This is a genomic window from Rubrivivax gelatinosus, from assembly GCF_016583785.1.
Taxonomy (GTDB): Bacteria; Pseudomonadota; Gammaproteobacteria; order Burkholderiales; family Burkholderiaceae_C; genus Rubrivivax; species Rubrivivax gelatinosus_B.
The window spans coordinates 18,921-45,399 of the sequence record NZ_NRRU01000007.1 but is presented as its reverse complement, the minus strand read 5'-3'; the positions used below and the strand labels follow the sequence as shown (position 1 = coordinate 45,399).

At 72.1% G+C, this 26,479-nt stretch carries 24 protein-coding genes; 5 read left to right on the top strand and 19 right to left on the bottom strand.

The genetic code is table 11. From position 1 onward, the window contains the following. Positions 1 to 51: 51 nt before the first annotated feature. Both CKO43_RS03355 and CKO43_RS03350 read left to right on the top strand, forming a co-directional pair. A complete protein-coding gene (locus CKO43_RS03355; RefSeq protein ID WP_200377822.1) occupies positions 52 to 1,587 on the top strand; it encodes a malonate--CoA ligase in 1,536 nt (511 codons plus the stop codon). Positions 1,588 to 1,680: 93 nt separating this feature from the next. Then, on the top strand, positions 1,681 to 2,037 hold the full coding sequence (locus CKO43_RS03350) for an iron-sulfur cluster assembly protein (RefSeq protein WP_200377821.1): 357 nt from the start codon (positions 1,681 to 1,683) through the stop codon (positions 2,035 to 2,037). Between the two features lie 81 nt (positions 2,038 to 2,118). On the opposite strand, the gene CKO43_RS03345 is transcribed toward CKO43_RS03350, so the two are convergent. Further along, a complete protein-coding gene (locus tag CKO43_RS03345; RefSeq protein ID WP_200377820.1) occupies positions 2,119 to 3,816 on the bottom strand; it encodes an MFS transporter in 1,698 nt (565 codons plus the stop codon). Positions 3,817 to 4,299: 483 nt separating this feature from the next. On the opposite strand from CKO43_RS03345, the gene CKO43_RS03340 reads away from it, so the two are divergent. Beyond that, complete coding sequence (locus tag CKO43_RS03340) at positions 4,300 to 5,250, top strand: helix-turn-helix domain-containing protein (protein ID WP_200377819.1); 951 nt, start codon at positions 4,300 to 4,302, stop codon at positions 5,248 to 5,250. A gap of 7 nt (positions 5,251 to 5,257) precedes the next feature. Here the strand turns inward: CKO43_RS03340 and CKO43_RS03335 are convergent, their stop codons facing one another. From CKO43_RS03335 to CKO43_RS03295, 9 genes are all read right to left on the bottom strand, one after another. Further along, positions 5,258 to 7,408, bottom strand: coding sequence for a 3'-5' exonuclease (locus CKO43_RS03335; protein ID WP_200228946.1), 2,151 nt, complete (start codon positions 7,406 to 7,408; stop codon positions 5,258 to 5,260). Then, positions 7,405 to 7,770, bottom strand: coding sequence for a response regulator transcription factor (locus tag CKO43_RS03330; RefSeq protein WP_200377818.1), 366 nt, complete (start codon positions 7,768 to 7,770; stop codon positions 7,405 to 7,407). The genes CKO43_RS03335 and CKO43_RS03330 overlap by 4 nt, the downstream gene beginning before the upstream one ends. Positions 7,771 to 7,912: 142 nt before the next feature. After that, the gene (locus CKO43_RS03325; protein ID WP_200228944.1) at positions 7,913 to 9,328 is read right to left on the bottom strand and encodes a putative nucleotidyltransferase substrate binding domain-containing protein; all 1,416 of its coding nucleotides are present in this window, start codon (positions 9,326 to 9,328) and stop codon (positions 7,913 to 7,915) included. Between the two features lie 18 nt (positions 9,329 to 9,346). After that, entirely contained in the window at positions 9,347 to 11,080 is a 1,734-nt protein-coding gene (locus CKO43_RS03320; protein ID WP_200228936.1) for a cation acetate symporter, read from the bottom strand. A gap of 138 nt (positions 11,081 to 11,218) precedes the next feature. Beyond that, positions 11,219 to 11,527, bottom strand: a complete 309-nt coding sequence (locus CKO43_RS03315; protein WP_200228934.1) for a DUF485 domain-containing protein — start codon at positions 11,525 to 11,527, stop codon at positions 11,219 to 11,221. Between the two features lie 235 nt (positions 11,528 to 11,762). Beyond that, the gene (locus CKO43_RS03310; protein WP_200377817.1) at positions 11,763 to 12,332 is read right to left on the bottom strand and encodes a 2-hydroxychromene-2-carboxylate isomerase; all 570 of its coding nucleotides are present in this window, start codon (positions 12,330 to 12,332) and stop codon (positions 11,763 to 11,765) included. Further along, a complete protein-coding gene (locus tag CKO43_RS03305) occupies positions 12,329 to 12,544 on the bottom strand; it encodes a DUF1289 domain-containing protein (protein WP_200377816.1) in 216 nt (71 codons plus the stop codon). Before CKO43_RS03305 ends, CKO43_RS03310 begins: the two co-directional genes overlap by 4 nt. A 67-nt stretch (positions 12,545 to 12,611) precedes the next feature. Continuing rightward, on the bottom strand, positions 12,612 to 13,109 hold the full coding sequence (locus CKO43_RS03300) for a YbaK/EbsC family protein (protein WP_200377815.1): 498 nt from the start codon (positions 13,107 to 13,109) through the stop codon (positions 12,612 to 12,614). Beyond that, a complete protein-coding gene (locus CKO43_RS03295) occupies positions 13,106 to 14,026 on the bottom strand; it encodes a hydroxymethylglutaryl-CoA lyase (protein WP_200377814.1) in 921 nt (306 codons plus the stop codon). Before CKO43_RS03295 ends, CKO43_RS03300 begins: the two co-directional genes overlap by 4 nt. Positions 14,027 to 14,088: 62 nt before the next feature. Between CKO43_RS03295 and CKO43_RS03290 the strand changes: the two genes are divergently transcribed. After that, positions 14,089 to 14,382, top strand: a complete 294-nt coding sequence (locus tag CKO43_RS03290; RefSeq protein WP_200377813.1) for a hypothetical protein — start codon at positions 14,089 to 14,091, stop codon at positions 14,380 to 14,382. A 1-nt stretch (position 14,383) separates the two neighbouring features. On the opposite strand, the gene CKO43_RS03285 is transcribed toward CKO43_RS03290, so the two are convergent. Genes CKO43_RS03285 through CKO43_RS03265 form a run of 5 tightly spaced genes read right to left on the bottom strand, consistent with a single transcriptional unit; the run spans position 14,384 to position 19,961 of the window. Then, positions 14,384 to 16,390 carry an acetyl/propionyl/methylcrotonyl-CoA carboxylase subunit alpha gene (locus CKO43_RS03285; RefSeq protein WP_200377812.1) on the bottom strand — a complete coding sequence of 669 codons (2,007 nt, stop codon included), beginning with the start codon at positions 16,388 to 16,390 and terminating at the stop codon, positions 14,384 to 14,386. A gap of 26 nt (positions 16,391 to 16,416) precedes the next feature. Beyond that, positions 16,417 to 17,022 (bottom strand): DUF4126 domain-containing protein, encoded by a 606-nt coding sequence (locus tag CKO43_RS03280; protein ID WP_200228922.1) that lies wholly within the window; start codon positions 17,020 to 17,022, stop codon positions 16,417 to 16,419. Next, the gene (locus CKO43_RS03275; RefSeq protein WP_200377843.1) at positions 17,019 to 17,807 is read right to left on the bottom strand and encodes an enoyl-CoA hydratase/isomerase family protein; all 789 of its coding nucleotides are present in this window, start codon (positions 17,805 to 17,807) and stop codon (positions 17,019 to 17,021) included. The genes CKO43_RS03280 and CKO43_RS03275 overlap by 4 nt, the downstream gene beginning before the upstream one ends. Further along, positions 17,807 to 18,346 carry a DinB family protein gene (locus tag CKO43_RS03270; protein ID WP_200377811.1) on the bottom strand — a complete coding sequence of 180 codons (540 nt, stop codon included), beginning with the start codon at positions 18,344 to 18,346 and terminating at the stop codon, positions 17,807 to 17,809. Before CKO43_RS03270 ends, CKO43_RS03275 begins: the two co-directional genes overlap by 1 nt. Before the next feature lie 4 nt (positions 18,347 to 18,350). Further along, entirely contained in the window at positions 18,351 to 19,961 is a 1,611-nt protein-coding gene (locus CKO43_RS03265; RefSeq protein ID WP_200377810.1) for a carboxyl transferase domain-containing protein, read from the bottom strand. A 182-nt stretch (positions 19,962 to 20,143) separates the two neighbouring features. Between CKO43_RS03265 and CKO43_RS03260 the strand changes: the two genes are divergently transcribed. Continuing rightward, positions 20,144 to 20,764 (top strand): hypothetical protein, encoded by a 621-nt coding sequence (locus tag CKO43_RS03260; protein WP_200377809.1) that lies wholly within the window; start codon positions 20,144 to 20,146, stop codon positions 20,762 to 20,764. Between the two features lie 31 nt (positions 20,765 to 20,795). Here the strand turns inward: CKO43_RS03260 and CKO43_RS03255 are convergent, their stop codons facing one another. From CKO43_RS03255 to CKO43_RS03240, 4 genes are read right to left on the bottom strand one after another with little or no spacing between them, the layout of a single operon-like run. Beyond that, positions 20,796 to 22,250 (bottom strand): TrkH family potassium uptake protein, encoded by a 1,455-nt coding sequence (locus CKO43_RS03255; protein WP_200377808.1) that lies wholly within the window; start codon positions 22,248 to 22,250, stop codon positions 20,796 to 20,798. Positions 22,251 to 22,258: 8 nt separating this feature from the next. Continuing rightward, positions 22,259 to 23,680, bottom strand: a complete 1,422-nt coding sequence (gene trkA / locus CKO43_RS03250) for a Trk system potassium transporter TrkA (RefSeq protein WP_200228911.1) — start codon at positions 23,678 to 23,680, stop codon at positions 22,259 to 22,261. Next, the gene (locus CKO43_RS03245) at positions 23,677 to 25,116 is read right to left on the bottom strand and encodes a DUF3482 domain-containing protein (protein WP_200377807.1); all 1,440 of its coding nucleotides are present in this window, start codon (positions 25,114 to 25,116) and stop codon (positions 23,677 to 23,679) included. The genes trkA and CKO43_RS03245 overlap by 4 nt, the downstream gene beginning before the upstream one ends. Continuing rightward, positions 25,113 to 26,468 (bottom strand): DUF2868 domain-containing protein, encoded by a 1,356-nt coding sequence (locus CKO43_RS03240; RefSeq protein WP_200377806.1) that lies wholly within the window; start codon positions 26,466 to 26,468, stop codon positions 25,113 to 25,115. The genes CKO43_RS03245 and CKO43_RS03240 overlap by 4 nt, the downstream gene beginning before the upstream one ends. Between the last annotated feature and the right edge of the window lie 11 nt (positions 26,469 to 26,479).

Below are 26,479 nucleotides of genomic sequence, written 5' to 3'. Positions count from 1 at the left end.
CATCGAATCGTCCTAGCATGGGCTCAGGTTCATTCCCCCAGCAGGAGCCCGATGCCCGACCAGAACCTGTTCAGCGCGCTGCGCGCTGCCTTCCCCGAAACGCTGGACACGGCCGCGATCGAATGCGCCGACGGCCCCCAGCCGCTGGTCTACAGCTGGCGCGACCTGGAGCGCGGCACGGCGATGATCGCCAACCTGCTGGGCTCGCTGGCGCTGCCACCGCATTCGCGCGTGCTGATGCACGTCGACAAGAGCGTCGAGGCGCTGATGCTGCACCTGGCGGTGCTGCGCGCCGGCCACGTCGTCGTGCCGCTGAACATCGCCTACCAGGCGGCCGAGATCGAGTATTTCGTCGCCGACGCCGAGCCGGCGGTGCTGGTCTGCACGCCGCGCCATTTCGGCTGGGCCAGCCGCATCGCCTTCCAGGCCGGCACGGCGCACGTCTTCACGCTCGGTGACGACCGCCGCGGCACGCTGCTGGACCGCGCCGGGTTCCAGGACGACCAGCACGTGCCGGTGCGGCGCAAGGCCTCGGACCTGGCGGCCATCGTCTACACCAGCGGCACCACCGGGCGCAGCAAGGGCGCGATGCTGTCGCACGGCAACCTGCTGTCCAACGCGCGCGTGCTGCACGAAGCCTGGGGCTGGCGGCGTGACGACGTGCTGATCCACGTGCTGCCGATCTTCCACGTGCACGGCCTGTTCGTCGCCGCCCAGGGCGCGCTGCTGGCCGGCGCACGCATGATCTGGTTCGCCCGTTTCGACGCCGCGGCCGTCGTCGCCCGGCTGCCCGAGGCCACGGTCTTCATGGGCGTGCCGACGCTGTACGGCCGGCTGCTCGCCGAGCCCGGGCTCAACCGCGAGAGCTGCGCCGGCATGCGGCTGTTCGTCAGCGGCTCGGCGCCGCTGCTGATCGAGACCTTCCGCGCCTGGCGCAACCGCAGCGGCCACACCATCCTCGAGCGCTACGGCATGAGCGAGACGGTGATGCTGACCTCGAACCCCTACCGCCCCGAGGAAGGCCGCCGCGGCGGCACCGTCGGCCCGGCGCTGCCGGGGGTCGGGATCCGCGTGCGCGGCGAACGCGGCGAGGAACTGGCGGCGGGCGAGATCGGCGGCCTGGAGGTGCGCGGGCCGAACGTGTTCTCGGGCTACTGGCGCATGCCGGAGAAGACCGCCGAGGAGTTCAGCGCCGACGGCTGGTTCAAGACCGGCGACCTCGGCCGTGTCGACGCCGACGGCTGGGTCAGCATCGTCGGCCGCAGCAAGGACCTGGTCATCAGCGGCGGCTTCAACGTCTATCCGGCCGAGATCGAGAGCCTGATCAACGAACTGGCCGGCGTCGTCGAGTCGGCGGTGATCGGCGTGCCGCACCCGGACTTCGGCGAGGCGGTGGTCGCGGTCGTCGTGCCGCGCCCGGGCGCGGCGCTGGACGGCGCCACGATCATCGGCGCTTTACGCGAGCGCATCGCCCACTTCAAGGTGCCCAAGCAGGTGCTGGTACAGCCCGAACTGCCGCGCAACACGATGGGCAAGGTGCAGAAGAACCTGCTGCGCGACCAGCACCGCGGTTTGTTCGGGGCTTGAAGCGCGGCGCCGTCATTTGTCCATGACAAATCGGCAGCGCCATTCCTGAGTGTCCTAGTTGATTGCCGTCAGAGCCCCGCCATAATTACGGGTATGAACAAGACACAGCCGATCCGTCTGCTGCCCGAACCGGGCTGTGGCGGCTGCCAGCCCAGCCATTCCGGCTGCGGCGGCGGCTTCGGTCGCCCCTGCACCTCGCCCGAGCTGCGTGGCCAGCCCGAACTCGTGCGCTGCGTGCTGGATTCGCTGCGCGGCGTCGTCGACGTCGAGGGCGGCAACATCGTCGACCGCCAGCTCGTCAAGGCGCTGCGCATAGACGATGGCGAGGCCGAGCTGACCGTCAGCTTCGCGCCCAGCTGCGGCATCGGCCGCGACCTCGCCGAAGGCGCGTTCCAGACCCTGCGCCGGGTGCTGCCGAACACCGACGTCTACGTGCGCCACGCGGTCTGAAGACCGTGCGATGAAAAAAGGCCGGGCGCTCGCGCGACCCGGCCTTTGTTTTGGGGCGGCCGCACGAGGCGGCCGCGGGCGTCAATCCGCCGCGTAGATGTCGCGGTCCTTCGTTTCGCGCACGAAGAGCAGACCGATGACGAAACACACCGAGGCGATGACGATCGGGTACCACAGGCCGTGGTACATGTTGCCGTTGGCCGCGACCATCGCGAAGGTGATCGACGGCAGCAGGCCGCCGAACCAGCCGTTGCCGATGTGGTACGGCAGGCTCATCGAGGTGTAGCGGATGCGGGTCGGGAACAGCTCGACGAGCATCGCCGCGATCGGGCCGTAGACCATGGTCACGTAGATCACGAGGATGGTCAGGATGCCGACGATGGACCACCACTGCCCGCTCAGGAACTCGATCGGCTTGGCCTTGGCCGGGTAGCCCGCGCCCTTGAGCGTATCGCTCAGCTCCTTCTTGAAGCCGGCGATCGCCTTCGTCGAGTCTTCCGAGAACTTGTGGCCGCCGGCGATCGTCGTCGCCGTCGGCGGCGTGATCTGCTTGTCGCCGATCAGCACGATGGTCGGCGAGCCGGCCGGCAGCGCCTCGTTGCTGTAGCTGGCCGAGTTCTGCGTCAGCGCACGCTTGGCGATGTCGCAGCCGGAGGTGAAGTCGACCTCGCGTGCGATCGGGCTGCCCTGGAACGAGCAGGTGGCCGGGTCGGCGCGCACCACGATCTGCGAGGCGGCCTGGGCGGCGGCCAGTTCCGGGTTCGCGGCGTTGGTCAGCGCCTTGAACAGCGGGAAGTAGGTCAGCACAGCCAGCAGCATGCCGGCCAGGATGATGGGCTTGCGGCCGATCTTGTCCGACAGCGTGCCGAAGACGACGAAGAAGGGCGTGCCGATCAGCAGCGAGGCCGCGATCATGATGTTGGCCGTCGCCGGGTCGACCTTGAGCGAGCTGGTCAGGAAGAACAGCGCGTAGAACTGGCCCGAGTACCAGACCACGCCCTGGCCCATCACCAGGCCGAACAGCGCCAGCAGCACGATCTTGAGGTTCTTCCACTGGCCGAAGCTCTCGGTCAGCGGCGCCTTCGAGGTCTTGCCCTCCTCCTTCATCTTGCGGAACGCGGGCGACTCGTTCATCGACAGCCGGATCCAGACGCTGATGGCCAGCAGCAGGATCGAGACGATGAACGGGATGCGCCAGCCCCAGGCGGTGAAGGCCTCTTCACCCATCGCGGTGCGGGTGCCGAGGATGACCGCAAGGCTCAGGAACAGGCCCAGCGTCGCGGTGGTCTGGATCCACGAGGTGTAGGCGCCACGCTTGCCGTGCGGCGCGTGTTCGGCGACGTAGGTCGCGGCACCGCCGTACTCGCCGCCCAGGGCCAGGCCCTGCAGGATGCGCAGGCCGATCAGGATGATCGGCGCGGCGATGCCGATCGAGGCGTAGCTGGGCAGCACGCCGACGATGAAGGTCGACAGGCCCATGATCAGGATCGTCACCAGGAAGGTGTACTTGCGGCCGATCATGTCGCCCAGGCGGCCGAAGACCAGCGCACCGAAGGGCCGCACGATGAAGCCGGCGGCAAAGGCCAGCAGCGAGGCGATGAACTGCGCCGTGGGGTCGAGCGCGGCGAAGAACTGCTTGCCGATGATCACGGCGAGCGAGCCGTAGAGGTAGAAGTCGTACCACTCGAACACCGTGCCCAGCGAGGAGGCGAAGATGACCTTCTTCTCCTCGCGAGTCATCGGGGCGTTCGAGGGCACCGCTGCGGTGGTGGATGCCATGCCGGTTGTCTCCTGACGTTGCGTGCCGCACGCCCGACGGCGGCACTTGCGGCGCAATGTCGAGGCGGCCTCTGACCGCTTTCTGACGCCGAACTGAACGATTGCTTACGCTTTACGGTCGAACCCGTAAGCTCGCTTCCGCATGGCGGGATACGGGCTGGCGCTTCGGGAAATTCCTGAGTGCCGCACCCTGGCATCGGGGACCCGGGTTTTCCAGCGAGCGGTGGCGTTTTCCGGGCGCGACGGGCGCGCGGCCGTGGCCCAAGGCGGGGACCCGACACGGCAGCCTGGTGGGCAGCAGATGCACTTCGCGGAACGATCGCCGGGACTTCGTACCGGGCGGTACACGCGCGCCACGCCGTGCGCGCCAGTGCCGGGCGACCCACCCTTGGTGAACCCGCCACCGCGGCAGCGCGCATGGAATTTGCGTCGTGCCGCACGGCGCCCCTTCCGGCGCCTGCCCGCGAGCCGTCCTTCACCGCCATGCACCCGTCTCTTCAAGCGCCCCCGCCGCCCGCGCCGGCCCCGGAACTGCCCCCCAGCCTGGCGCGCGAGCTCGAACGCCTGGGCGCACTGCTGGCACTGGCCGAGCCGCTGCTGATCGGCGGCGCCGGCGGTGCCGGCAAAGCCTCGATCGCACGTGCGCTGCACGCCCGGCGGCCCGGCGGCGGCGCGCCGCTGGCGTTCATCGACGTCGGTGCCAGGCAGCTGTCGCGCGAGCTGCTGGCCCGCTGGTGCGATGGCGCGACGCTGTTCCTGCGCCATGTCGACGAACTCGAGCGCGGCGGCCAGCGCCTGCTGCTGGACGCGCTGGTCGCGGCCGAGGCGAGCACGGCGCAGCCGCCGCTGCAGCTGATCGCCACGTCCTGCGGCGATCTGCGCATGCGCGTGCTCAGCCGGCGTTTCGACGCCGCGCTCTACCACCGGCTGAACGCCTTCCCGTTCGACGTCGCGCCGCTGGCCGAACGCCCCGAGGACACGCTGTGGTACGCGCAGCGTGTGCTCGAGGACTTCGGCCGCGCCACCGGCCGCAGCCTGCAGCTGGGCGCCCGGGCCCGCGCGGCGCTGACGGCCTGCAGCTGGCCCGGCAACCTGACCCAGCTGCGCGCCTGCGTGCTGCGCGCCGCCGGCCAGTGCAGCAGCGCCTGCCTGGACGCGCTGCCCTGCGGCGACAGCCGCTGCCTGGTGGCCGCACCACGCCGTGCCGACGCCGCGCCGCGCGACGCTGGCGAACGGGTGCCGCCGTCCTCGGTCTCGGGAGCCGCGGCGATGCGCCGCGGCCAGCGCGGGCTGGCGGTCGAACGTGCGGCGCTGGTCGACGCGCTGGAGCGCAGCGGCTGGGTGCAGGCGCAGGCCGCGCGCCGCCTGGCGCTGACGATCCGCCAGGTCAGCTACGCGATCCGCTGCTACGGCATCGACGTCCAGCGGCGCTAACAGCCGCTCAGTAGGCGAGCTTGGCGAGCGCGCTCTGGCGCGAAGCCTCCAGCGCCTGGCCCAGCGTGCGGATGCCACGCGCCTGCAGCAGCGGCAGCATCTTCAGGAACACCTCGGCGGTGACGATGGCGTCGCCGAGCGCGGTGTGGCGGCCGAGCACGGTGACGCCCAGGCGTTCGGCGATCGCCTCCAGCGAATGCCCGTCCTGGTTCGGGTGCAGCAGCTGCGACAGCAACAGCGTGTCGAGCACCGGCAGGTCGAAAGACACGCCGGTGGCGCGCTCCTTCAGCTCGAAGAAACGCAGGTCGAAAGCGGCGTTGTGCGCCACCAGCACCGTGTCCTGCACGAAGGCGTGAAAGGCCGGCAGCACCTCGCGGATCGTCGGCTGGCCCACGACCATGTCCTGCGAGATGCCGTGGATCGCGGTCGTGCGCGCCGGGATGCTGCGCTGCGGGTCGACCAGCTGCTCGAAGCTCTCGTGGCGGCGCAGCTTGCCGGCGACGATGCGGGTGGCGCCGATCTGCAGGATCTCGTCGCCGGCCGACGGCTCCAGGCCGGTGGTCTCGGTGTCGAACACGGTGTAGGCGAGTTCGGCCAGGCTGCGCTCGGCCATCTCCAGCGCCATCTCGCGTGTCTGGAACAGGTCGAAGTCGTAGAACTCGGGGCGGCTCTCGCGGCGTGCGATCAGCCCGCTGTCCAGCGGCTCGGCGGCGTCGGCCAGCGGCAGCAGGAAGCGGAAGAAGGCCTCGGCCCGCACACGCTCGCGCTCGAACCAGAAAGCACCGCCGTGGCGCTGGACGACGTCGCGCACCGTCAAGGCGCTGGCCTCGCCGTCGATGTGCATGGCCTCGGTCTCCCAGGCGACCGCGGTCTCGGTGCTGACGCCGGGGCCTATCCAGGCGAGGTCGAGCTGGGCGCGTTCGCCGGCGCGCTGCAGCCGCAGCTGCACCAGCTTGACGCCGTACTCGTCGACCACGCGCCCGGCCAGGAAGACCAGCGCCTGGATCAGCGAGAAGCTGTCCAGCCGCAGCCACAGCGTCGGGTCGACCTCGGCGGCGGCGGTGCGGCAGCGGTGCAGCGCCTCGATGCGGCGCAGCGCCGCGGCGACGAAGTCGGCGCCCTGCATGTCCTCGAGCGGCCAGCGTGTGCGCTGGGTCTCGGTGGTGTAGTGCGCGAGCTCGCCGATGCGCCGGCCCAGCGCCTTCACCTCGTCGCGGATCACGCCCTGCAGCCGCGCCGCGGTCGGCGCGTCGAGTGCCGGGTCCTCGCTCAGTTCGACCGCGGCCTGCAGGTTGGCGAGCGAGGCGCGGCCGGCTTCGGTGTGTTCGTGCAGCCGGCGGTCGCGTTCGGACTCCTCGGCGAAGTCGCGCGTGATGTTGTCCAGCATCAGCACGAAGCCGGCGAGCGGGCCGGCTTCGTGTTCGCGCACCGGCGCCAGCTGCACCCGCAGCAGCTGGCCGCCGCGCGTGGCGGTGACGAACTGCGCCGACGGGTGCGGCACGCCGCGCTGCAGCCGCTGCTGCACCATCTCGAGCGCGTGCGCGACCAGCGCGCGGTCGAAGACGGCGTAGATCGAACGCCCGATGCCCAGGTACTCGGCGCCGCCGATGGCCGGTGCCGGCGACAGCGCGCGGAACTGCAGCCGCGCGCGGCCGTTGTAGAGCAGGATGCGGCCGTCGAGGTTGCAGACGACGACGCTCTGCGTCAGCTCGGCCATCAGCGCCGCGAGCCGGCTCTTCTCCTGCTCGACCAGGCGGCTGGCCTCCTGCACCCGGGCCTCGACGTCGGCACGCCAGGCGGCACGCTCGTGCAGCAAGGTGTTGATGGCCGCGGCCAGCGCGCGGCTGCCGGCGCCGCCGCGCGGCTCGAGTTCACGCCCGGGCTCGCCGGCCAGCAGCACCGGCAGCAGCTCGGCGATGCGCCCCGGCGCGGCGCCGAAGCGGTGCCAGGCCCAGCGCATCCAGACGCCGCCGGCGACCGCCAGCAGCACCGCTGCCAGCAGCAGCAGCGTCGCCCGCGGCGCCAGCAGCGCGGCCAGCGCGGCGCGTTCATCGGGAGAAAGCGTCGCCGCCAGCAGCAGCGCGGCCAGTGCCGCCGCCGCCGCCAGCAGCGCCGCCGGCGCCAGCGCCGCGGCCCATTCGTGCAGGCTGGGTTTCATGCCAGCAGCGCACGCACGCGCGCGGCCAGCTCGCGGGTCGAGAAGGGTTTGGCGACGAAAGCGTCGGCGCCCAGGCCCATGCCCTGGGCGACGTCGGTGTCGCGGCAGCGCGCGCTGAGGAAGACGACCTTGGTGGCGGCGAGCTCGGCGTCGGCACGCAGCGTCTGCAGCACCTCGAAACCGCTGCGCCGCGGCATCAGCACGTCCAGCAGCAGCAGGTCCGGGTGTTCGCGGCGCGCGGTGCCCAGCGCCTCGTCGCCATCGTGCGCGACGAGCACACGCCAGCCTTCGCGCCGCAGCAGGCATTCGAGCGGGATGACGCTGTTGGGTTCGGCATCGGCGACCAGCACGGTCTTGGTCATGTCGTCTCCTCGGCTCGGGTCGGCCGCGGGTGGCCGCCGGGCGCGTCGGCGCGGCGCCCGCCGCGATGCTCGGGCATCGCGCCGCGCGGCGCCAGTCGCGGCGAACCCGCGCACCGCAACGTGCAGTGTGTCGGCACCACCCTCAGAGCTTGTCGTAACGGAAGTGCTGGCGCAGGAAGGCGCGCAGGCGCTTGACCACCGCCAGCGAGTCGCGCAGCGGCTCGCGTTCGAGCAGGCCCAGCGCCGCCGGCTGCACCTCGTTGCCGGCGGGCTGGCCGGCAGCCAGTGCCTGCAGCTGGTGCTGCAGGCGCAGCGTCATCAGCAGGTGCAACGCGTCCTGCAGGTCGCGCGCCAGCGTCGCGTCCAGGCCACCGGCCGCCACCAGGGCCTGCAGCCGCGCGACGGTGCCGGTGGCACGCACATGGTGCTGCAGCGCGAGTGCACGCACGCCCTGCACGATGGGGAACAGGCCCTGCTTCTTCAGGTCCAGCGCCTGGTCGTCACGCCGGCCGGGCAACCAGCCCAGCCAGTGGTGCGGCTCCTGGAACTGCTCGGCGGCGGCGGCAAAACGGGCCAGGTAGGCGTCGTGGTCGCCGAACAGCCGGCCCAGGTGCTCGACCAGGCCGTCGAGCAGCGCGGCATCGCCGGCGACCGCGACCGCGTCGCAGAAGATCGCCAGCCGCATCGGCCCGTCGGCGTCGTGGCCCATCACCCATTCGCGCAGCTGCTCGCGCCAGGCGGCCACCGGGCGCCGCCACAGCGGATTCGTGACCATGATCTCGCCCGGACAGGGCGGGTAGCCGAAGTCGGCCAGCGCGGCGCTGAAACGCTGCGCCGCGGCTTCGGTGTCGGGGTGCTCGAAGCCGTCGCGCAGGATCAGCGCGTTGTCCTGGTCGGTCTTCAGCACCTGTTCGCCGCGGCCTTCGCTGCCCATCACCAGCAGGCAGCTGTTGGCCACCAGCTCGGCCGGCGCGACCAGCGACCACAGGCGCTGGAACAGCCGCGCGTGCAGCTCGCCCACCAGGTGCGCGATGCGCTCGACGTGCACGCCGCTGGCGGCGAAGAGCGCGATCATGCGGTCGATCTGCAGCGCCGCGGCGCGCAGCTCCTCGACCGAGGCCGCGTCGTCGATCTGCAGCGCCGCCAGGTGCGAGTGGTTGGCGACGAAGCTCACCAGGTCGAGCTGGCCGAGCAGGCCGACGATGCGTTCGCCGTCGCGCACCAGCAGCCGGTGCACGCGGTGTTTGACCATCAGCCACAAGGCCTCGAAGACCTCGGCGTCGGCCTGGACGTCGAGCACCGGAAAACGCGCCACCTCGCGCACCGCCAGCGCCGCCGGCGGTTCGGGCCGCAGCAGCGCGTCGCGCAGGTCGGTGGTGGTGAAGATGCCCAGGCGCTCGCCGTCCTGCACCAGCGCGTGCGTCAGCCCGCGTTCGGCGAGCTGGCGGCACAGCGACACCAGGTCGGTGCCGCCGTCCACCGTGTAGGGCTTGCGCACGTAGGCGTCGCGCACCCGCGCGGTGACCAGCGACAGCAGCTCCTGCCGGGGGTCGGACACGGGTGCGGGCCCCGCGCTTCAGTGGCCGCTGGCCGACGAAGCGCCAATGCCGGTCTCGGAACGCACCTGCTGGGCGAGGAAACCGGCGCGGTCGACCTTGGCGCGAGCGCTCTTGTCGAGCACCGAGAACAGCCAGATGCCGACGAAGCCGATCGTCATCGAGAACAGCGCCGGGCTGGTGTACGGGAACAGCGCCGAGCCCTTGGGGTTGCCCAGCGTCGCTTCCCAGACCGAGGGCGAGACGATGGTCAGGCCGACCGAGGAGATCAGGCCGAGGAAACCGCCGATCACCGCGCCCTTGGTCGTGCAGTCCTTCCACAGCACGCTCATGAAGAGCACCGGGAAGTTGGCCGAGGCCGCGATCGCGAAGGCCAGCGAGACCATGAAGGCGATGTTCTGCTTCTCGAACGCGATGCCCAGCACGACGGCGACGATGCCCAGGCAGACCGTCGTGATGCGCGAGACCTTCAGTTCGGCGGCGCTGTCGGCCTTGCCCTTCTTGATGACGGTGGCGAACAGGTCGTGCGAGACCGCCGACGCGCCCGACAGCGTCAGCCCGGCGACGACCGCGAGGATGGTCGCGAAGGCCACCGCCGAGATGAAGCCGAGGAAGACGTTGCCGCCGACCGCGTTGGCCAGGTGCACCGCGGCCATGTTGTTGCCGCCCAGCAGCCCGCCCTTGGCGTCGAGGAAGCCGGGGTTGGTCAGCACGAAGGTGATCGCGCCGAAGCCGATGATGAAGGTCAGCAGGTAGAAGTAGCCGATCCAGCCGGTGGCCCACATCACCGACTTGCGCGCTTCCTTGGCGTTGGGCACGGTGAAGAAGCGCATCAGGATGTGCGGCAGGCCGGCGGTGCCGAACATCAGCGCCATGCCGAAGCTGATCGCCGAGATCGGGTCCTTGACGAAGGTGCCCGGGCCCATGATGGACTGCCCCAGCACCGCCGCCTCCTCCGGCGTCTTGCCGCCCTTGGTCGCGATCTCGGCCTTGATGCGCACCGCCTCGGCGAACATCGCCTCGGGCGAGAAGCCGAAGTGCAGCATCACCATGAAGGCCATGAAGGACGCGCCGCCGAGCAGCAGGCAGGCCTTGATGATCTGCACCCAGGTGGTGGCCGTCATGCCGCCGAAGAGCACGTAGACCATCATCAGCGCGCCGACGATGACGACCGCGATCCAGTACTCCAGCCCGAACAGCAGCTTGATCAGCTGGCCGGCGCCGACCATCTGCGCGATCAGGTAGAAAGCGACGACGACCAGCGTGCCCGAGGCCGCGAATACACGCACCGGGGTCTGCTCGAAGCGGAACGCGGCGACGTCGGCGAAGGTGAACTTGCCCAGGTTGCGCAGGCGTTCGGCCATCAGGAAGGTGATGACGGGCCAGCCGACCAGGAAGCCGATCGAGTAGATCAGGCCGTCGAAGCCCGAGGCCATCACCGCGGCCGAGATGCCGAGGAAGGACGCCGCCGACATGTAGTCGCCGGCGATCGCCAGGCCGTTCTGGAAACCGGTGATGCCGCCGCCGGCGGTGTAGAAGTCGGACGCGCTCTTGGTTCGTGCCGCGGCCCACTTGGTGATGAACAGCGTGCCGACGACGAACAGCCCGAACATGCCGATGGCGGTCCAGTTGGTCGCCTGCTTCTGCGCCTGACCGAGGTCGGCACCGGCGGACCAGGCCGCGAACGAGACGCCGCCGAGCGCGGCCAGCGTCAGCAGGCGGCGCAGATGGGTGGAGAGGGAGGTTGAACGCATCGTGTCAGCCCTCGATGGCGCCAAACGCCACTTCTTTTGCATGAATCTGGAGCATCAAGCGGACGCCGCGGACGGGCTCCGCCCGGCCGCTGGCGGCGCCCCCTTGAGGGGGAGCGCCGAAGGCGCTGCGGGGGTGGGTCATTTCAGCACCGCCTTGGCGATTTCTTCCGAGAGGTCGTCGTAGCTGCTGTTGGCACGACGCACGTAGATCGCGGTGATCACGATCGTGAAGACGATGACGCCGAAACCGATCGGGATGCCGATCGTCATCACCCCGTCGCCCAGGCGCTGGGCGAGGAACTGCTTGTCGAAGGCGACGAGCGTGATGAAGCCGTAGTAGACGACCATCATCGCCGCCGTCAGCCACCAGCCGAAGCTGGAGCGCTTGGACTTCAGTTCCTGGTACTTCGGGTGGCTCGCGATACGCCGTGCGAGTTCTGCGTCCATGGTTTTGTCTCCGGTATTTGAGGACTTGGAGCCCATGGTTCAGGCGCGGACTGACCGCCTTCTGACGCAATGCCAACAGGGGCTGACGGGGAACTGAACCTGCGCTTACAAACGCGGCCGCTCCTCCTAAGAACGCTGCCGCCGGCTCTGCCGGCCCCCCGATTTGCCCTATCAGGGATAGTCCCGAGCGCGCTGGCAACCGCGGTCAACCGCGGCTTAAGGGCTCACCCGAGGTTCAGCGGGTGGCGCCGTGCAGCCGGTCGGCCAGCATCGGCAGCGCGTCCAGGCCCCAGAACAGTTCGCCGTCGAATTCGACCGTCGGCACGCCGAAGACGCCGCGTGCGGCCGCCTCGTCGGTGTGACGGCGCAGGGCGGTTTTCACCGCTTCGCCGGCCGGGTCCAGCGCCGGCGCGAGCGCCGCCGTCAGCGCCGCCAGCCGCTCGGGATCGTTCGGGTCGCCGCCTTCGGCCCAGACGTGGCGCAGCACGGCCTCGACGACGCGGCGGTTCGGCCCGCAGGCCAGCACCAGGCGCAGCAGCGCCAGCGAGCTGAACGGGTGCGGCGACGGCAGCTCGAACGGCAGGCCCTGCTGCGCCGCCAGCCAGCGTGTCTGGCGGTAGATCCAGTCGCGTTTGGGCGCGACTTCCACCGGCGCTTTCTGGCCCCAGTGTTTCAGCAGCCCGCCCAGCAGCACCGGGCGGTATTCGACCGCGACGTCCAGGCCTTCGAGCGCGTCGGGCAGGCGCTCGAACGCGAGGTAGGCGTAAGGCGAGACGGCATCGAACCAGAAGACCAGCGGCTTCATCGCTGCGGCGCCGGCGGCTGGCGCCGCGCCCATTCGATGCGGCGTTCGGCGATGCGCGCCAGCACCTCGCGCCGGCCCTCGTCGGGCAGCGTCGACCAGGCGGCGATCTCGCCCAGGGTGCGCAGACAGCCTTCGCACCAGCCGCTGGCCGCGTCCATGCGGCAGACGTCGATGCAGGGCGAGGGCACGCCGGCGGCCGGGCGAGTGGTCACTGGAGCACCCTTCGGCCTGCGGCCGGTCCCGCCAGGCGGGAATGAGCCCCGGACAAGTCCTGAGGGCTCATGCCTGCACCACGTCGGCCACCGGCGCGCCGGTCAGCGCCTCGAGCTCGGCCGGCGACAGCCGGAACACACCGTGCGGGTGCCCGGCTGCGGCCCAGATCACGTCGAAGCGGAACAGCTCGCGGTCGATCAGCGTGAAGGCCGGCGTCGCATGCGCCACCGGAGCGACGCCGCCGATCGAAAAGCCGGTGCGCGCCTTGACGAAGTCGGCGTCGGCGCGGCCGAGCGCACCGGCGATCGCGGCGACACTTTTTTCGCAGACGCGGCGGTCGCCCGAGGTCACGACCAGCACCGCGCTGTCGTCGGACTTGCGGCGGAAGATCACGCTCTTGGCGATCTGGCCGACCTCGACACCGAGCGCGGCGGCGGCCTCGGCCGAGGTGCGTGCGGGTGTCTCCAGCCACAGCGGCGCATGCGGGTGGCCACGTTCGGCGAGCACGCGCGTGACACGCTGGAAACCTTCGGGACGATCGAGCAGGGGGTCTTTGGCGTTCATGAGGCGGTTGCGGCGGCGGCGCGGCGCGCCAGCAGCGCGCGGGCGGCGCGCGAAGCCGGCGGCCGGCCGATGACGCCGGAGATGTAGGCGCCGGCGTCGACCAGCGCGTCCAGGTTGAGCCCGGTTTCGATGCCCATGCCGTGCAGCATGTAGACCACGTCCTCGGTCGCGACGTTGCCGGTCGCGCCCTTGGCGTAGGGGCAGCCGCCGAGTCCGGCGACGCTGGTGTCGAAGCAGTGCAGCCCCAGCTCCAGGCAGGCCAGGATGTTGGCCAGCGCCTGGCCGTAGGTGTCGTGGAAGTGGCCGCTGACCTCCACCAGCGGGTAGTGCTTCAGCGCACGTTCGACCGCCCGCTGCACCGCCAGCGGCGTGCCGACGCCGATGGTGTCGGCGATGCCGACGTGGTCGACGCCGATGGCCTTCATCAGCACGACGACACGTTCGACCTCGTCCGGCGTGACCTCGCCCTGATACGGGCAGCCGAGCGCGCAGGACACCGCTCCGCGCACCTTGACGCCAGCGGCGTGCGCCGCCTCGACCACCGGGGCGAAACGTTCGATGCTCTCGGCGATCGAGCAGTTGATGTTGCGCCGGCTGAAAGCCTCGCTGGCGGCGCCGAAGACGACGACTTCGTCGGGGCGGGTCGCCAGCGCCGCTTCCAGCCCCTTCAGGTTGGGCGTCAGCACCGAGTAGCGCACGCCGGGGCGGCGCTCGATCGCGGCCATCACCTGCGCCGCGTCGGCCATCTGCGGCACCCACTTCGGGCTGACGAAGCTGGTGACCTCGATCTCGCGGCAGCCGGCGTCCTGCAGCCGGCGCACGAGTTCGACCTTCTCGGCGGCTGTGACCGGCGCGGCTTCGTTCTGCAGCCCGTCACGCGGGCCGACTTCCACCAGGGTGACGTGCTTCGGTCTCATCGTGCGGCCACTATAACGAGCGTCATCCGACATCATCAGAGGGATGGATGCGGCGGCGGCCGGTGTCCAGACTGGCCGCTTCACCACCGGCCGACTCCATGCCCGACCCGACACCGCCGCAAGCCCTGGCCACGCGCATCGCCGCGCTGCTGGGCGCCACGCTCGAGACCGAGGTCGACGCCCGCCGCCTGCTCGCCGACCCGCTGTACCGGCGCGACGTGCTGCTGGTCTGCGACGCCCACGTCGACCACGAACTGGCAGTGCTCGCGGTGAAGTTCCGGGCCGCGATCGACGGCCCGCCCGCGGCGCCGGCACGCGGCCACGGGCGCGGCCCGGCGCCGCTGTCGCAGCGCTGAGTCACGCGTCCCCCGACAGCCGCAGCAGCTCGGCCCCTTCGGCGACCGCGTCGCCCGGCCGGTAAGGCAGCGCCAGCACGACGCCGTCGCGCGGCGCGACGATGGTGTGCTCCATCTTCATCGCCTCCATCACCGCCAGCGGCTGGCCGCGGCGCACCGCCTGGCCGGCCTCGACGAGCAGCGCGACCAGCTTGCCGGGCATGGGCGCGCTCAGGCGCCCGGTTTCGCCGGCATGGTCGCCGGCGTGCACGATCGGGTCGTGCAGCGTGATCTGCACGCTGCCGGCGGGCGCGAACACCACGCGCTTGTCGCCGTCGCGGTAGACCGCGAGCACCACGCGTTCGTCGCCGAGCACGATCTCGTGGCGCGCGGCGCCGAGTGCACGCGCGGCCAGCGGCCAGCGCGACGCGCCGATCTCGAGCGCGGTCTCGCCGCCGTGCTGGCGCTGCACCTGGGCGACGTGGCGCTGGCCGCCGATCTCGAGCTCGAAGCGCCGGCGCGCGCCGCCGTGCAGCCGCCAGCCGTCGCGCCGCGACCAGGGGTCGGCGTCCTGCGCCGCCTGCTCGGCCGCCAGCGCGTCGGCGACGACGGCGGCAGCGGCCCAGTGCAGCGCCAGCGGCGGCGCCTCGAACAGCGCCGCGTGTTCGCGTTCGATCAGCGCGGTGTCCAGGTCGGCCTCGGCGAAGGAGCGGCTGGCGACGACGCGGCGCAGGAAGGCGACGTTGTTCGCCGGCCCGACCAGGTGCGTCGCCGCCAGCGCGGCGTCCAGCCGCGCCAGCGCATGGGCGCGGTCTTCGCCCCAGACGATCAGCTTGGCGATCATCGAGTCGTACCAGGGCGTGATCGTGTCGCCTTCGCCGAAACCGCCGTCGACACGCGGCAGGCGCTCGTCGTGGCGGAAGGCCACGTGTTCGGGCCAGCGTGCGACGACGAGCCGGCCGCTGGCCGGCAGGAAACCGGCCTCGGGGTTCTCGGCGCAGAGCCGGGCTTCGATCGCATGGCCGTGCTGGCGCACCTGGGCCTGCGCCAGCGGCAGCGGCTCGCCGGCGGCGACGCGCAGCTGCCACTCGACGAGGTCCAGGCCGGTCACGGCCTCGGTCACCGGGTGCTCGACCTGCAGCCGGGTGTTCATCTCCATGAAATAAAAACGCAGCTCGCCGTCGCCGACTTCCTCGGCGATGAACTCGACGGTGCCGGCGCCGACGTAGCCGACGGCCCGGGCCGCGGCGACCGCGGCCGCACCCATCTCGGCGCGGCGCGCGGCGCCCAGGCCCGGCGCCGGCGACTCCTCCAGCACCTTCTGGTGGCGGCGCTGCACCGAGCAGTCGCGTTCGCCGAGGTGGATGCAGTGGCCGTGGCCGTCGGCGAAGACCTGGATCTCGATGTGCCGCGGCTTGAGCACGTAGCGCTCGACCAGCACCTGCGCGTCGCCGAAGCTGGCCTGGGCCTCGCGCTGGCAGGAGGTGAGCGCGGCGGCGAAGTCCTCGGCGCGGTCGACGCGGCGCATGCCTTTGCCGCCGCCGCCGGCGCTGGCCTTGATCAGCACCGGGTAGCCGATGCGCGCCGCCTCGGCCGCCAGGCGCGCCGGGTCGTTGTCGGCGCCGTGATAACCGGGCACCAGCGGCACGCCGGCTTCGGCCATCAGCGCCTTGGCGGCGGACTTGCTGCCCATGCTGCGGATCGCAGCCGGCGGCGGGCCGATGAAGACCAGGCCGGCTTCGGCGCAGGCCTGGGCGAAGTCCTCGTTCTCGCTCAGGAAACCATAGCCCGGGTGCACCGCCTCGGCGCCGCTGGCGCGGGCTGCTTCGAGGATGCGCTGCCAGCGCAGATAGCTGTCGCGCGGCGCGGCGCCGCCGATGGCCACCGCTTCGTCGCAGGCCTGGACGTGGCGCGCCTGGGCGTCGGCGTCGGAATACACCGCGACCGTGCGCACGCCCAGCCGGCGCGCGGTCGCGGCGACGCGGCAGGCGATCTCGCCGCGGTTGGCGATCAGGATCTTGCGGAACATCGGCATGCTTTCGGGGTTCGCGAAGTTCAGGACGCACGCGGCCGCGGCAGCAGCCGCGCGACGAGCGCACGCAGGAAACGCCAGAGCACGGCGACGATGACGACGCAGGCCAGCGCCGCCAGCGCGGTGGTGACGAGTGCCGCCACCGGGTGCTGCCAGGCCAGCCACAGCAGCGCCGGCACCGCGGCGTCGCCGGCCAGCGACAGCGCCAGGTTGCTGAAGGGTTCGGGCGAGGTGTTGGCCGCGGCGCGTGCCGTCGCCTTCGCGGCATGGGCGCTGGCCGCCAGCGTGCCGCCGAGCAGCGCCGCCAGCAGCGCGCCGGTAGCCGAGTCGGCACCGAGCGCGGCCGCCGCCAGCGCCGCGCCGGCGGGGATGCGCAGCAGGGTCTGCAGGCCGTCCCAGATGCTGTCGACGACGGGGATCTTGTCGGCGGTGAACTCGACTGCCGCCAGCAGCGCGCTGGCGCCCAGCACCAGCGGCTGCTGCAGCGGCTGCAACCCCGGCGGCAGCTCGACCCAGCCGAGCCAGCCGGCGCCGCCGGTGATCAGCAGCACCGCGTACAGGCGCAGCCCGCTGGCCCAGCCGAGCGCGGCGGCCAGCGCCAGCAGCTGCGTCGTGTCCAGGCCGTTCATCGCCAGCCGGGTTCGCGTTTGCCGAGGAAGGCGGCGACACCTTCGCGCCCTTCGGCGCTGGCGCGCACGTCGGCGATGCGGCGCGCGGTGTCGGCGCGCAGCGCGGCGTCGATCTCGCGGCCGGCGAGGTCCTGCACCAGGCGTTTGCAGGCACGCACCGCCTGCGGCCCGTTGGCGACCAGCGCCGCGGTGAACTCGGCGACACGCGCGTCCAGCGCCTCGGGCGCGACGCACTCGTGCACGAAACCCAGTGCCCGGGCCTCGGCGGCCGAGAAGCGCTCGGCGCTGACGAAATAGCGGCGCGAGGCCTGCTCGCCGAGCGCGCGCACGACGTAGGGGCCGATCGTCGCCGGCAGCAAGCCCAGCCGCGCTTCGCTGAGGCAGAAGTGCATGCCGTCGGCGGCGACGACGATGTCGCAGGCCGCAGCCAGGCCGACGCCGCCGGCGTAGCAGTCGCCGTGCAGCCGCGCGACCACGGGCACCGGGCAGCGCCAGACGGTCCACAGCATCTCGGCCAGGCGCTCGGCGTCGGCGCGGTTCTCGTCCCAGGAGTAACCGGCCATCGCGCCCATCCAGCCCAGGTCGGCGCCGGCGCAGAAGGCCTTGCCGCGGCCGGCCAGCACGATGGCGCGCAGCGCCGGGTCTTCGCCCAGCGTGCGGAAGGCCGCAGTCAGTTCGGCGACGACGCCGTCGTTGAAGGCGTTGCGGACCTCAGGCCGGTTGAGCCAGACCTCGGCGACCTGCGGCGACGGCCGCAGCACCTGCAGCGTCGCGGCGGCGTTCATCATGCCGCCCCCGCGGCTTCGGCCTGCAGCATCTGGACGAGGTCAAGTTCGGGCGCCGGCGAGCCCAGGGCGGTCAGCGCGCCGCTGATCTGGCCGCGGTGGTGGGTGCCGTGGTTGAAGACGTGCGCCAGCGTCGCCGCGAACGGCAGCGACACCGTGCCGCCCGCCAGGCGCAGGTATTCGATGCGCCCGCCCAGGCGCTCCGGGCTCCAGCCGGCGATGCGCGGCAGCCAGGCCTCGGCGCCCTCGATCAGGCGCTGGCGCAGCCGCACGCGGTCGCGCTCCAGCTCCTCGTCCAGCCGCAGCGCCGGCGTCGTGCCGTCGGTGAAACGGGCCGACCACAGCCGGTGCTCGGCGACCAGCAGGTGGTTCAGCGTGCCGTGCATGCTGCGGAAGAACAGGCCCAGGTCGCGGCGGTAGTCGGCGTCGGGCACGGCGTCGACGGCGTCCAGCAGCCGCCGCGTCGCCCAGACGTTGTAGCGCGCGAGCAGGCGCAGGTGTTCATGCAGTGCGTCGCGGCCGGTGTCGGGAGTCGTCATGGCTTCACATGCGGAAGACGCCGAAACGCGGCGTCTCGGGAATCGGCGCGTTCAGGCTCGCCGACAAGGCCAGCGCGAGCACGCGGCGCGTGTCGGCCGGGTCGATGATGCCGTCGTCCCAGAGCCGGGCGCTGGCGTAGTACGGGTGCGCCTGGCGCGCGAACTGCTCGAGGATGGGCTGCTTGAACGCCGCCTCGTCTTCGGCCGGCCACTGGCCGCCCTTGGCCTCGATGGCGTCGCGGCGCACGGTGGCCAGCACGCTGGCGGCCTGCTCGCCGCCCATCACGCCGATGCGTGCGTTGGGCCACATCCAGAGCAGGCGCGGGCCGTAGGCGCGGCCGCACATGCCGTAGTTGCCGGCGCCGAAGCTGCCGCCGATGATCACCGTGAACTTGGGCACCGTCGCGGTGGCGACCGCCGTCACCATCTTCGCGCCGTGTTTGGCAATGCCTTCGGCCTCGACCTTGCGGCCGACCATGAAGCCGGTGATGTTCTGCAGGAAGACCAGCGGCACGCGGCGCTGGCAGCACAGCTCGATGAAGTGCGCGCCCTTGGTCGCGCTCTCGGAGAACAGCACGCCGTTGTTGGCGACGATGCCCACCGGCATGCCCTCGATGTGGGCGAAGCCGGTGACCAGCGTCGCGCCGTAGCGCGCCTTGAACTCGTCGAACTCGGAGCCGTCGACGAGGCGGGCGATGACCTCGTGCACGTCGAAGGGTTTGCGCGCGTCGGTCGGGATCACGCCGTGCAGCTCGGCCGGGTCGTACAGCGGCGGGCGCGGCGGCTGCAGGCGCAGCGGCTGCGGTTTGTTGCGGTTCAGGCCGGCGACGATGGCGCGAGCGATCGCGAGCGCGTGCAGGTCGTTCTCGGCCAGGTGGTCGGCGACACCCGACAGCCGCGTGTGCACGTCGCCGCCGCCCAGGTCCTCGGCGCTGACGACTTCGCCGGTGGCGGCCTTCACCAGCGGCGGGCCGCCGAGGAAGATCGTGCCCTGGTTGCGCACGATGATGGTCTCGTCGCTCATCGCCGGCACGTAGGCGCCGCCGGCGGTGCAGGAGCCCATCACGACGGCGATCTGCGGGATGCCCAGTGCCGACATCTGCGCCTGGTTGTAGAAGATGCGGCCGAAGTGCTCGCGGTCGGGAAAGACCTCGTCCTGGTTGGGCAGGTTGGCGCCGCCGGAATCGACCAGGTAGAGGCAGGGCAGCCGGTTCTCCTGCGCCACCTCCTGCGCACGCAGGTGCTTCTTCACCGTGACGGGGTAGTAGGTGCCGCCTTTCACGGTGGCGTCGTTGCAGACGACCATGCACTCGACGCCGCTGACGCGGCCGATGCCGGCGATCAGCCCGCCGCCGGGAGCGGCGCCGTCGTACAGCCCGAGGCCGGCGAGCGCGCCGATCTCTAGAAAAGGCGTGTCCGGGTCGAGCAGCATCTCGACGCGCTCGCGCGGCAGCAGCTTGCCGCGCGCGGCGTGTTTCGCCCGCGCGGCCTCGCCGCCGCCTTCGGCGATGCGCGCGAGCTGGGCGTTCAGGTCGCCGACGAGCTGGCGCATCGCCAGGGTGCTCGCCTGGAACTCGTCGGAACGTGGATCGAGCAGCGACCTCAGCACCGGCACGGCGTGTCTCCTGTCGGCCATCTGGTGCGGCCGCTTTACGTTTACGTTAACGTCAATTCTGCCTGCGGCACCCGGGCCGCGCCTCAGGGCCGGCCCGTAGCGGCGGCCGTCATGGCCGGACGCCGCCGACGCTATTCGCAGCGCCCAAACCCGTCCATCGGCAACGGCCTTAGGATGGTCCGATGGTGTGGTTGGAAGCCTTGTTCGCCTTCGTCGCCGTGGCCGCGGCGCTGACGATGCGCCCCTGGCGCGGTGTCGGCCCCGGCGGCCCGCCCTGGCCCTGGCTGGCCTGGGCGGCGGTGCTGCCGGTGATGTGGGGCGCCGACCGTTATGCCGAAAGTGCGGTGGCGCAGCCGCTGTCGGGCGCCTGCCTGCTGATGCTGATGATGGGCTGGCCGCTGGCGGTGCTGGCGCTGCTGCCGGTGGCGCTGGTGACGGCGCTGGCCGGCGACCTGGGCGCGCAGGCCGGCATCGAACGCCTGGTCTGGCTCGGGCTGGTGCCGGCGACGCTGGCGATGGGGCTGGGTGCGGCGCTGCGGCGCTGGCTGCCGCAGCACCTGTTTGTCTACATCCTGGGCCGCGGCTTCTTCGCCACCGCGATCGCCGGCGCGCTGGCCGGCACGCTGGCCGCGCTGCTGCACCCGACACCCGGCGGCCTGGGCGACGACGACCTCGCGCTCGCACGCTGGCTCGCCGCCTGGGGCGACGCCTGGCTCGCCGGCATCCTGGTGGCGATCTTCGTCGCGTTCCGCCCGGAGTGGCTCGCGACCTATACCGACCGGCTCTATTTGCCGAAGAGTTGAGCCCCGGCCGCCAGGCGGCCGGGGCTCACACTCAGTCTCGCCAGAAGGCGGGCATGAAGAGCACGAGCACGGCCAGCAGCTCCAGCCGACCGACCAGCATCGCGAACGCGCAGATCCAGGTCTGCACGTCGCTGAGCCCACCGTAGTTGACCGCAGGGCCGACCTCGCCCAGGCCGGGGCCGATGTTGTTGACGCAGGCCAGCACCGCGGTGAAGGCGGTGACCGCGTCGAGACCGGTGAACAGCATCGCCATCGTCAGCCCGACCAGCACTGCGCCGTAGGTCATCATGTAGCCGATGACGTTCTGCATCACGCGGTCGCCGATGGCCTGGCCGTTGAGCACCACCGGGTTGACGACGTTCGGGTGGATGATGCGCACGAACTCGTGGCGCGCCTGCTTGAGCAGCAGGATCAGCCGGACCATCTTGATGCCGCCGCCGGTGGAGCCGGCGCAGGTGGCGAAGCAGCCGAGCAGGATGATCCACAGCGACGCGAACAGCGGCCACTGCGCGTAGTCGTAGGTCGCGTAGCCGGCGGTCGTCGCCACCGAGACGACGTGAAAGGCCGAGTGCCGCAGCGCGCGCAGGAAGCTGTCGTAGCCGCCGGCCGTCCACAGGTAGGCCGCGATCAGCAGCACGCTGGCGCCGACGACGAGGTAGAAGGCGCGCGCCTCGACGTTGCGCCACAGCGGCGCCGGCGAACGTTCGCGCCAGACCACGTAGTACAGCGTCAGGTTCACGCCCGACAGCATCATGAAGACGATGGCCACGGCCTCGATCGCCGGCGAGTCCCAGTGGCCGAAGCTGGCGTCGTAGGACGAAAACCCGCCCAGGCTGACGGTCGAGCCGGTGTGCACGAAGGCGTCGAACCAGCTCATGCCGGCGCCGCGGTAGGCGAGCGCGCAGGCCAGCGACATCAGCACGTAGACGCCCCAGATCGCACGCGCGGTGTCGGCGATGCGCGGCGTCAGCTTGCTGTCCTTCATCGGCCCGGTGACCTCGGCACGGAACAGCTGCGAGCCGCCGATGCCCAGCAGCGGCAGGATGGCCACCGCCAGCACGATGATGCCCAGGCCGCCGACCCAGGTCATCAGGCAGCGCCAGACGTGCACCGCGCCGGGCATTGCATCCAGGCCGGTGAAGACCGTCGCGCCCGAGGCCGTCAGCGCAGACACGGCCTCGAAATAGGCGTCCGTCACCGACACCCCCGGCAGCATCAGCCACAGCGGCAGCGCGCCAAAGGCCGGCAGCACCGACCAGGTCAGGCCCACGAGCAGGAAGCCGTCGCGCGGCTGCAGCTCGCGCCGGAAGCGCCGCGTCATCAGGCTGGCGGCGACACCGACGGCAAAACTCGTCGCCACCGCCTTGACCAGCGCGTCGACGACCGGCTCGCCGGCGAACACCGCCCAGGCCAGCGGCACCAGCATCAGCAGCGAGAACATCGCCACCATGCGGCCGATCATCGCGACGACGGCGAGTGCGCCCATCGTCGGCGTCAGAAGAAGAAGGTGGCCGACACCTGGAACAGGCGCTCGACCTCGCGCAGCAGGCGTTTGGTCGGCACGAAGACGATGACGTGGTCGCCGGTCTCGATGACGGTGTCGTGGTGCGCGATCAGCACCTCGGCGCGTGCGCGCTGGCGCCGGCCCTCGGCGTCCTGCAGCCCGCGCACGATGGCGCCGACCTGGGCCCCGGCCGGCAGCGGGATCTCGTCGATGCGCCGCCCGGCCATGCGGCAGGTCTTGCGGTCGCCGCGCACCACGCCTTCCAGCGCCTCGGCGGCGCCGTGGCGCAGGCTGTGCACGGCCTCGACGTCGCCGCGGCGCACGTAGGCCAGCAGCTCGCCGATGACGGTCTGCGCCGGCGAGATCGCGATGTCGATCTGCCCGCCCTGCACCAGGTCGGCGTAGGCCTGGCGGTTGATCAGCGAGAACACGCGCCGTGCGCCCAGCCGCTTGGCCAGCAGGCAGGCCATGATGTTGTCCTCGTCGTCGTCGGTGAGCGCGAGGAACAGGTCCATGTCGCGCACGCCTTCGTCCTCGAGCAGCTCCTCGTCGGTGATGTCGCCATTGAGCACCAGCAGCGGCGCCGGCAGTTCGGTGGCGAGGTACTCGCAGCGCAGCCGGTTGCGCTCGATGAGCTTGATGCGGTGGCTGGCCTGCATCTCGCGCGCCAGCCGCAGCCCGACCTTGCCGCCGCCGCCGATCATCAGCCGGCGCACCGGATCGACGCGCGGCGCCAGCGCGTGCAGCACCTGGCGGATGTCGGCGGTGGCCGCGAGCACGAAGACCTCGTCGCCGGGATCGATGCGGGTGGCGCCGTCCAGGTCGTCGACGACCTTGTCGCCGCGGTAGACGGCGACGATGCGCATAGCCGCGCCCGGCACCAGCTGCGGGATCTCGGCCAGCGTGCGCCGCACCAGCGGCGCGCCGGGGCCGGCGCGCACCGCGATGAGGCTGACAAGCCCGTCGGCGAACTCCAGCACCTGCAGCGCCTCGGGGTACTCGATCAGCTTGCGGATGTAGGCGGTGACGCTCTGCTCGGGGCAGATCACTTGGTTGACGGCGAAGCCGCCCTCGGTGCCGAGCAGCGGGTTGCCGTCGACGAACTCGGGGCTGCGCAGCCGCGCGATCGTCGTCGGCACGCGGAAGGCGTCGTGCGCGACCTTGCAGGCGACGAGGTTGGTCTCGTCCAGCGGCGCGCACGAGATCAGCATGTCGGCGTCCTCGATGCCGGCGGCGCGCAGCACGCTGGGCTGGATGCCGTTGCCGACGACGCCGCGCAGGTCCATGCGGTCCTGCAGTTCGCGCAGCCGGATCGGGTCGGTGTCGATGATCGTGATGTCGTTGCGCTCGGACAGCAGGCTCGCCGCGACGCTCTGCCCGACACGGCCGGCGCCGAGGATCAGGATCTTCATGGCGCGCGATTATCGACAGCGGCCCAGGCCTGCGGGTACAGGCGCTGCAGGGCGGCGCGCAGCACCGCTTCCAGCGGCGCCCGCAGCGCGCGCGCCAGGGCTTCGGCGTCGCCGGTGTTGTCGCTGCGGCTGCTGCGGCCGTCCCACAGCGCCGCCAGTTCGGCCTGGCGTGCGGCCAGCAGCTCGGCGACCAGCACGCGCCAGTGCGGCGGCGCCTCGCCCTGGGCCCACTCGCCTCGGCCGCGGCCGAAATGGGCGACGGCCAGGTAGCGCAGCAGCGCGGCCTCGACCAGCGGGCCCATCGCCTCGGCGCTCCAGCTGGCGAAACCGCGGTCGGTGCCGCGCACGACGTTGAGCCCGCGGGCGATGCCGGCGGCGCCGAGCGCACCGAGCAGGCCGCCGGCGAGCATGCCGCCGCCCAGCGTCAGCCCGCCGCTGGCGAGGTCGGCCTTGAGCCCGGCGAGCGCGCCGCTGAGCACGCCGCCCATCAGCGCCGCCCGGCCTTCGCCTATGCGGGCGTGCAGTTCCACCTGGGCGGCGACACGCTCGAGGATCTCGCGCTCGGCGCGGCCGTCGAGGCCGTGCAGCGCCAGCAGCCGGCCGGTGCTGGCGCGCACCTCGGTGTCGAGCATCGCGGCGAGCGCGCGGCGGGCGTCGTCGGCGTCGTGCCGGCGTGCGAGCCAGCCGCCCTCGCCCAGCGGCGCCCGCGCGCAGGCCGTGCGCGCCAGGCTGGCGGCGAGTTCGTCGACCGCGGCGTCGAAGGTCTGCAGCCGTTGCGCCGCCCAGGCCGTGGCCAGGCGAGCGGCGGCGGCGCGGGCCTCGCCGTCAAGCACGCCGCCGATCGCGTGCAGCAGCACGCCTTCCTGCACCCAGCAGCGCGCGAAGGCGTCCATCGCCAGCACGCCCTTGACCTGCGCCTGCGGCGCCAGATGGCGGCGCCAGAGCTCCAGGTCGGCGGCCTCGGCCGCGGGCGCCCGCGGCGCGCCGAGCTGGTTCAGCAGCACCAGCACCGGCTTGCCCAGCCAGGCGAGCAGTTCCATCTCGGCGGCGACGTAGCCCGCGGCTTCGGGCGACTCGGCGGCGTTGACGAGGTAGAGCACCAGGTCGCTGGTGTCGCGCACGTGGCGCAGCGCCTGCTGCGTGGCCCAGAACGGGCGGTCGCGCCAGCGGTCCCAGACTTCGCTCAGGAACCAGCCGACGGGGCTGCCGTCGCGCCGCAGCCGGCGCACCAGGCGCACGGTGTCGCCGAAACCCGGCGTGTCCCAAAGCTCGAGCACGTCGCCTTCGGGGCTCTGCACCAGCGGGTGCATCTCGGCGAACTCGGTGACGTGGGGCGCGTCGCGCACCTCGCCGACGTCGCGGCCGAGCAGCGTGCGCGCCAGCGTCGTCTTGCCGACGTTGGTGTGCGAAACCAGCGACAGGCGGACCGTCGTCATCGGCCGAGCGCGCGTGCCAGCGCCCGTTCGGCGGCGGCCAGGTCCGGCGCTTCGAGGTCGGCGCACAGCAGCGGCAGGCCGCGTGCGTCGGCCAGCGCCTGCCAGGCGGCGCGGCGCTGCGCCAGGCGTTCGGGCAGGCCGCCGAAGCGGCGCCGGAACGCGGCTTCGTCGGCGACGACGAGCAGCGGCAGCTCGCGCCCGAGCGTGTCGACGAAGCGGCCTTGGGCCTCGGCCTCGGGTGTCGCGCCGAAGTCGAAGACGGCGATGCGCAGCGTGTCGCCGGCTTCGGGCCGCAGCGCCTTCGCCGCGTCCTCGTCGCCGAAAGCGGTGAGCGCGCCGATGCGCAGCCGGACCTCGTCGCCGAAACTCGCCGCCAGCAGCGTGCGCAGCCCCAGCGCCGACTGCGCGCCGATGCCGGCGGCATACGGCAGCACCTGGGCCTGGGTACGGCTGCCCTGCTGCTGCAGGCGCAGGCGTTCGTAATACGGCTCGGCCAGCGGCAGCGGGAAACGTCGCGCCAGCGAGCGCGCCCGCCAGGCGGCGACGGCGCCGAGCACGGCACGCGGCAGCACGACAGCGAGCGCCAGCAGCGCCGCGTACAGGTGGATCCAGGGCGCGGCCGGCGCGGCCGCGGCGGCGCCGGCCTGCAGCCGCAGCGGCGCGACCTCGGGCACGGCGATGCCGGTGACCCAGGACGCCGGCGCCAGCAGCACCGTCAGCAGCGACTGCACGAAGGGCGCGTCGAGGAAGGTGCTCTGCCAGCCGGCGCGGTAGTCCAGCACCAGCCCGCGCAGGTACATGCCGGCGACGACACCCAGCGCCAGCATCGCCGCCGCCGCGTGCAGCAGCGCCGTGGCCCGCGCCACCGACAGCGGCAGCGCCAGCCGCGCCCAGAGCGCGCCGACACCGGCACCGTCGCCCAGCCAGCGCCGCGCCAGCAGCGCACGCAGCCCGGCCACCGGGCGCGGCAGCAGCAGTCCGACATAGACGACGAGGTTCCAGGCGATGACCGCCCAGACCGGCGGCGCCAGCAGGTCCACACGCTGGAACGAACCCAGGTGGTCGACGACGGCGCCGAGCACGAAGGCCGCGAGCAGCAGCAGCGCCGCCCCGACGCCGTGGCCGCCGCGGCGCTCGAGCCAGCGCCGCGCCGCGGCGTCGCGCGGCAGCAGGCGCTCAAGCGCGTGGCGCGCACGTTCGAGGGCGAAACCTTCGAGCGGCGCCTCGGGGCCGGCGGTCTGCAGCGCCAGGCGGGTCGCCCAGGCGCGGTCTTCGGCCGTCCACAGCGCTGTCTCGCCGGCCGACTCGGCGGCCTGGATCAGCACGACGCGGCGGGCCTCTTCTTCGGTCATCTCGCCGCACT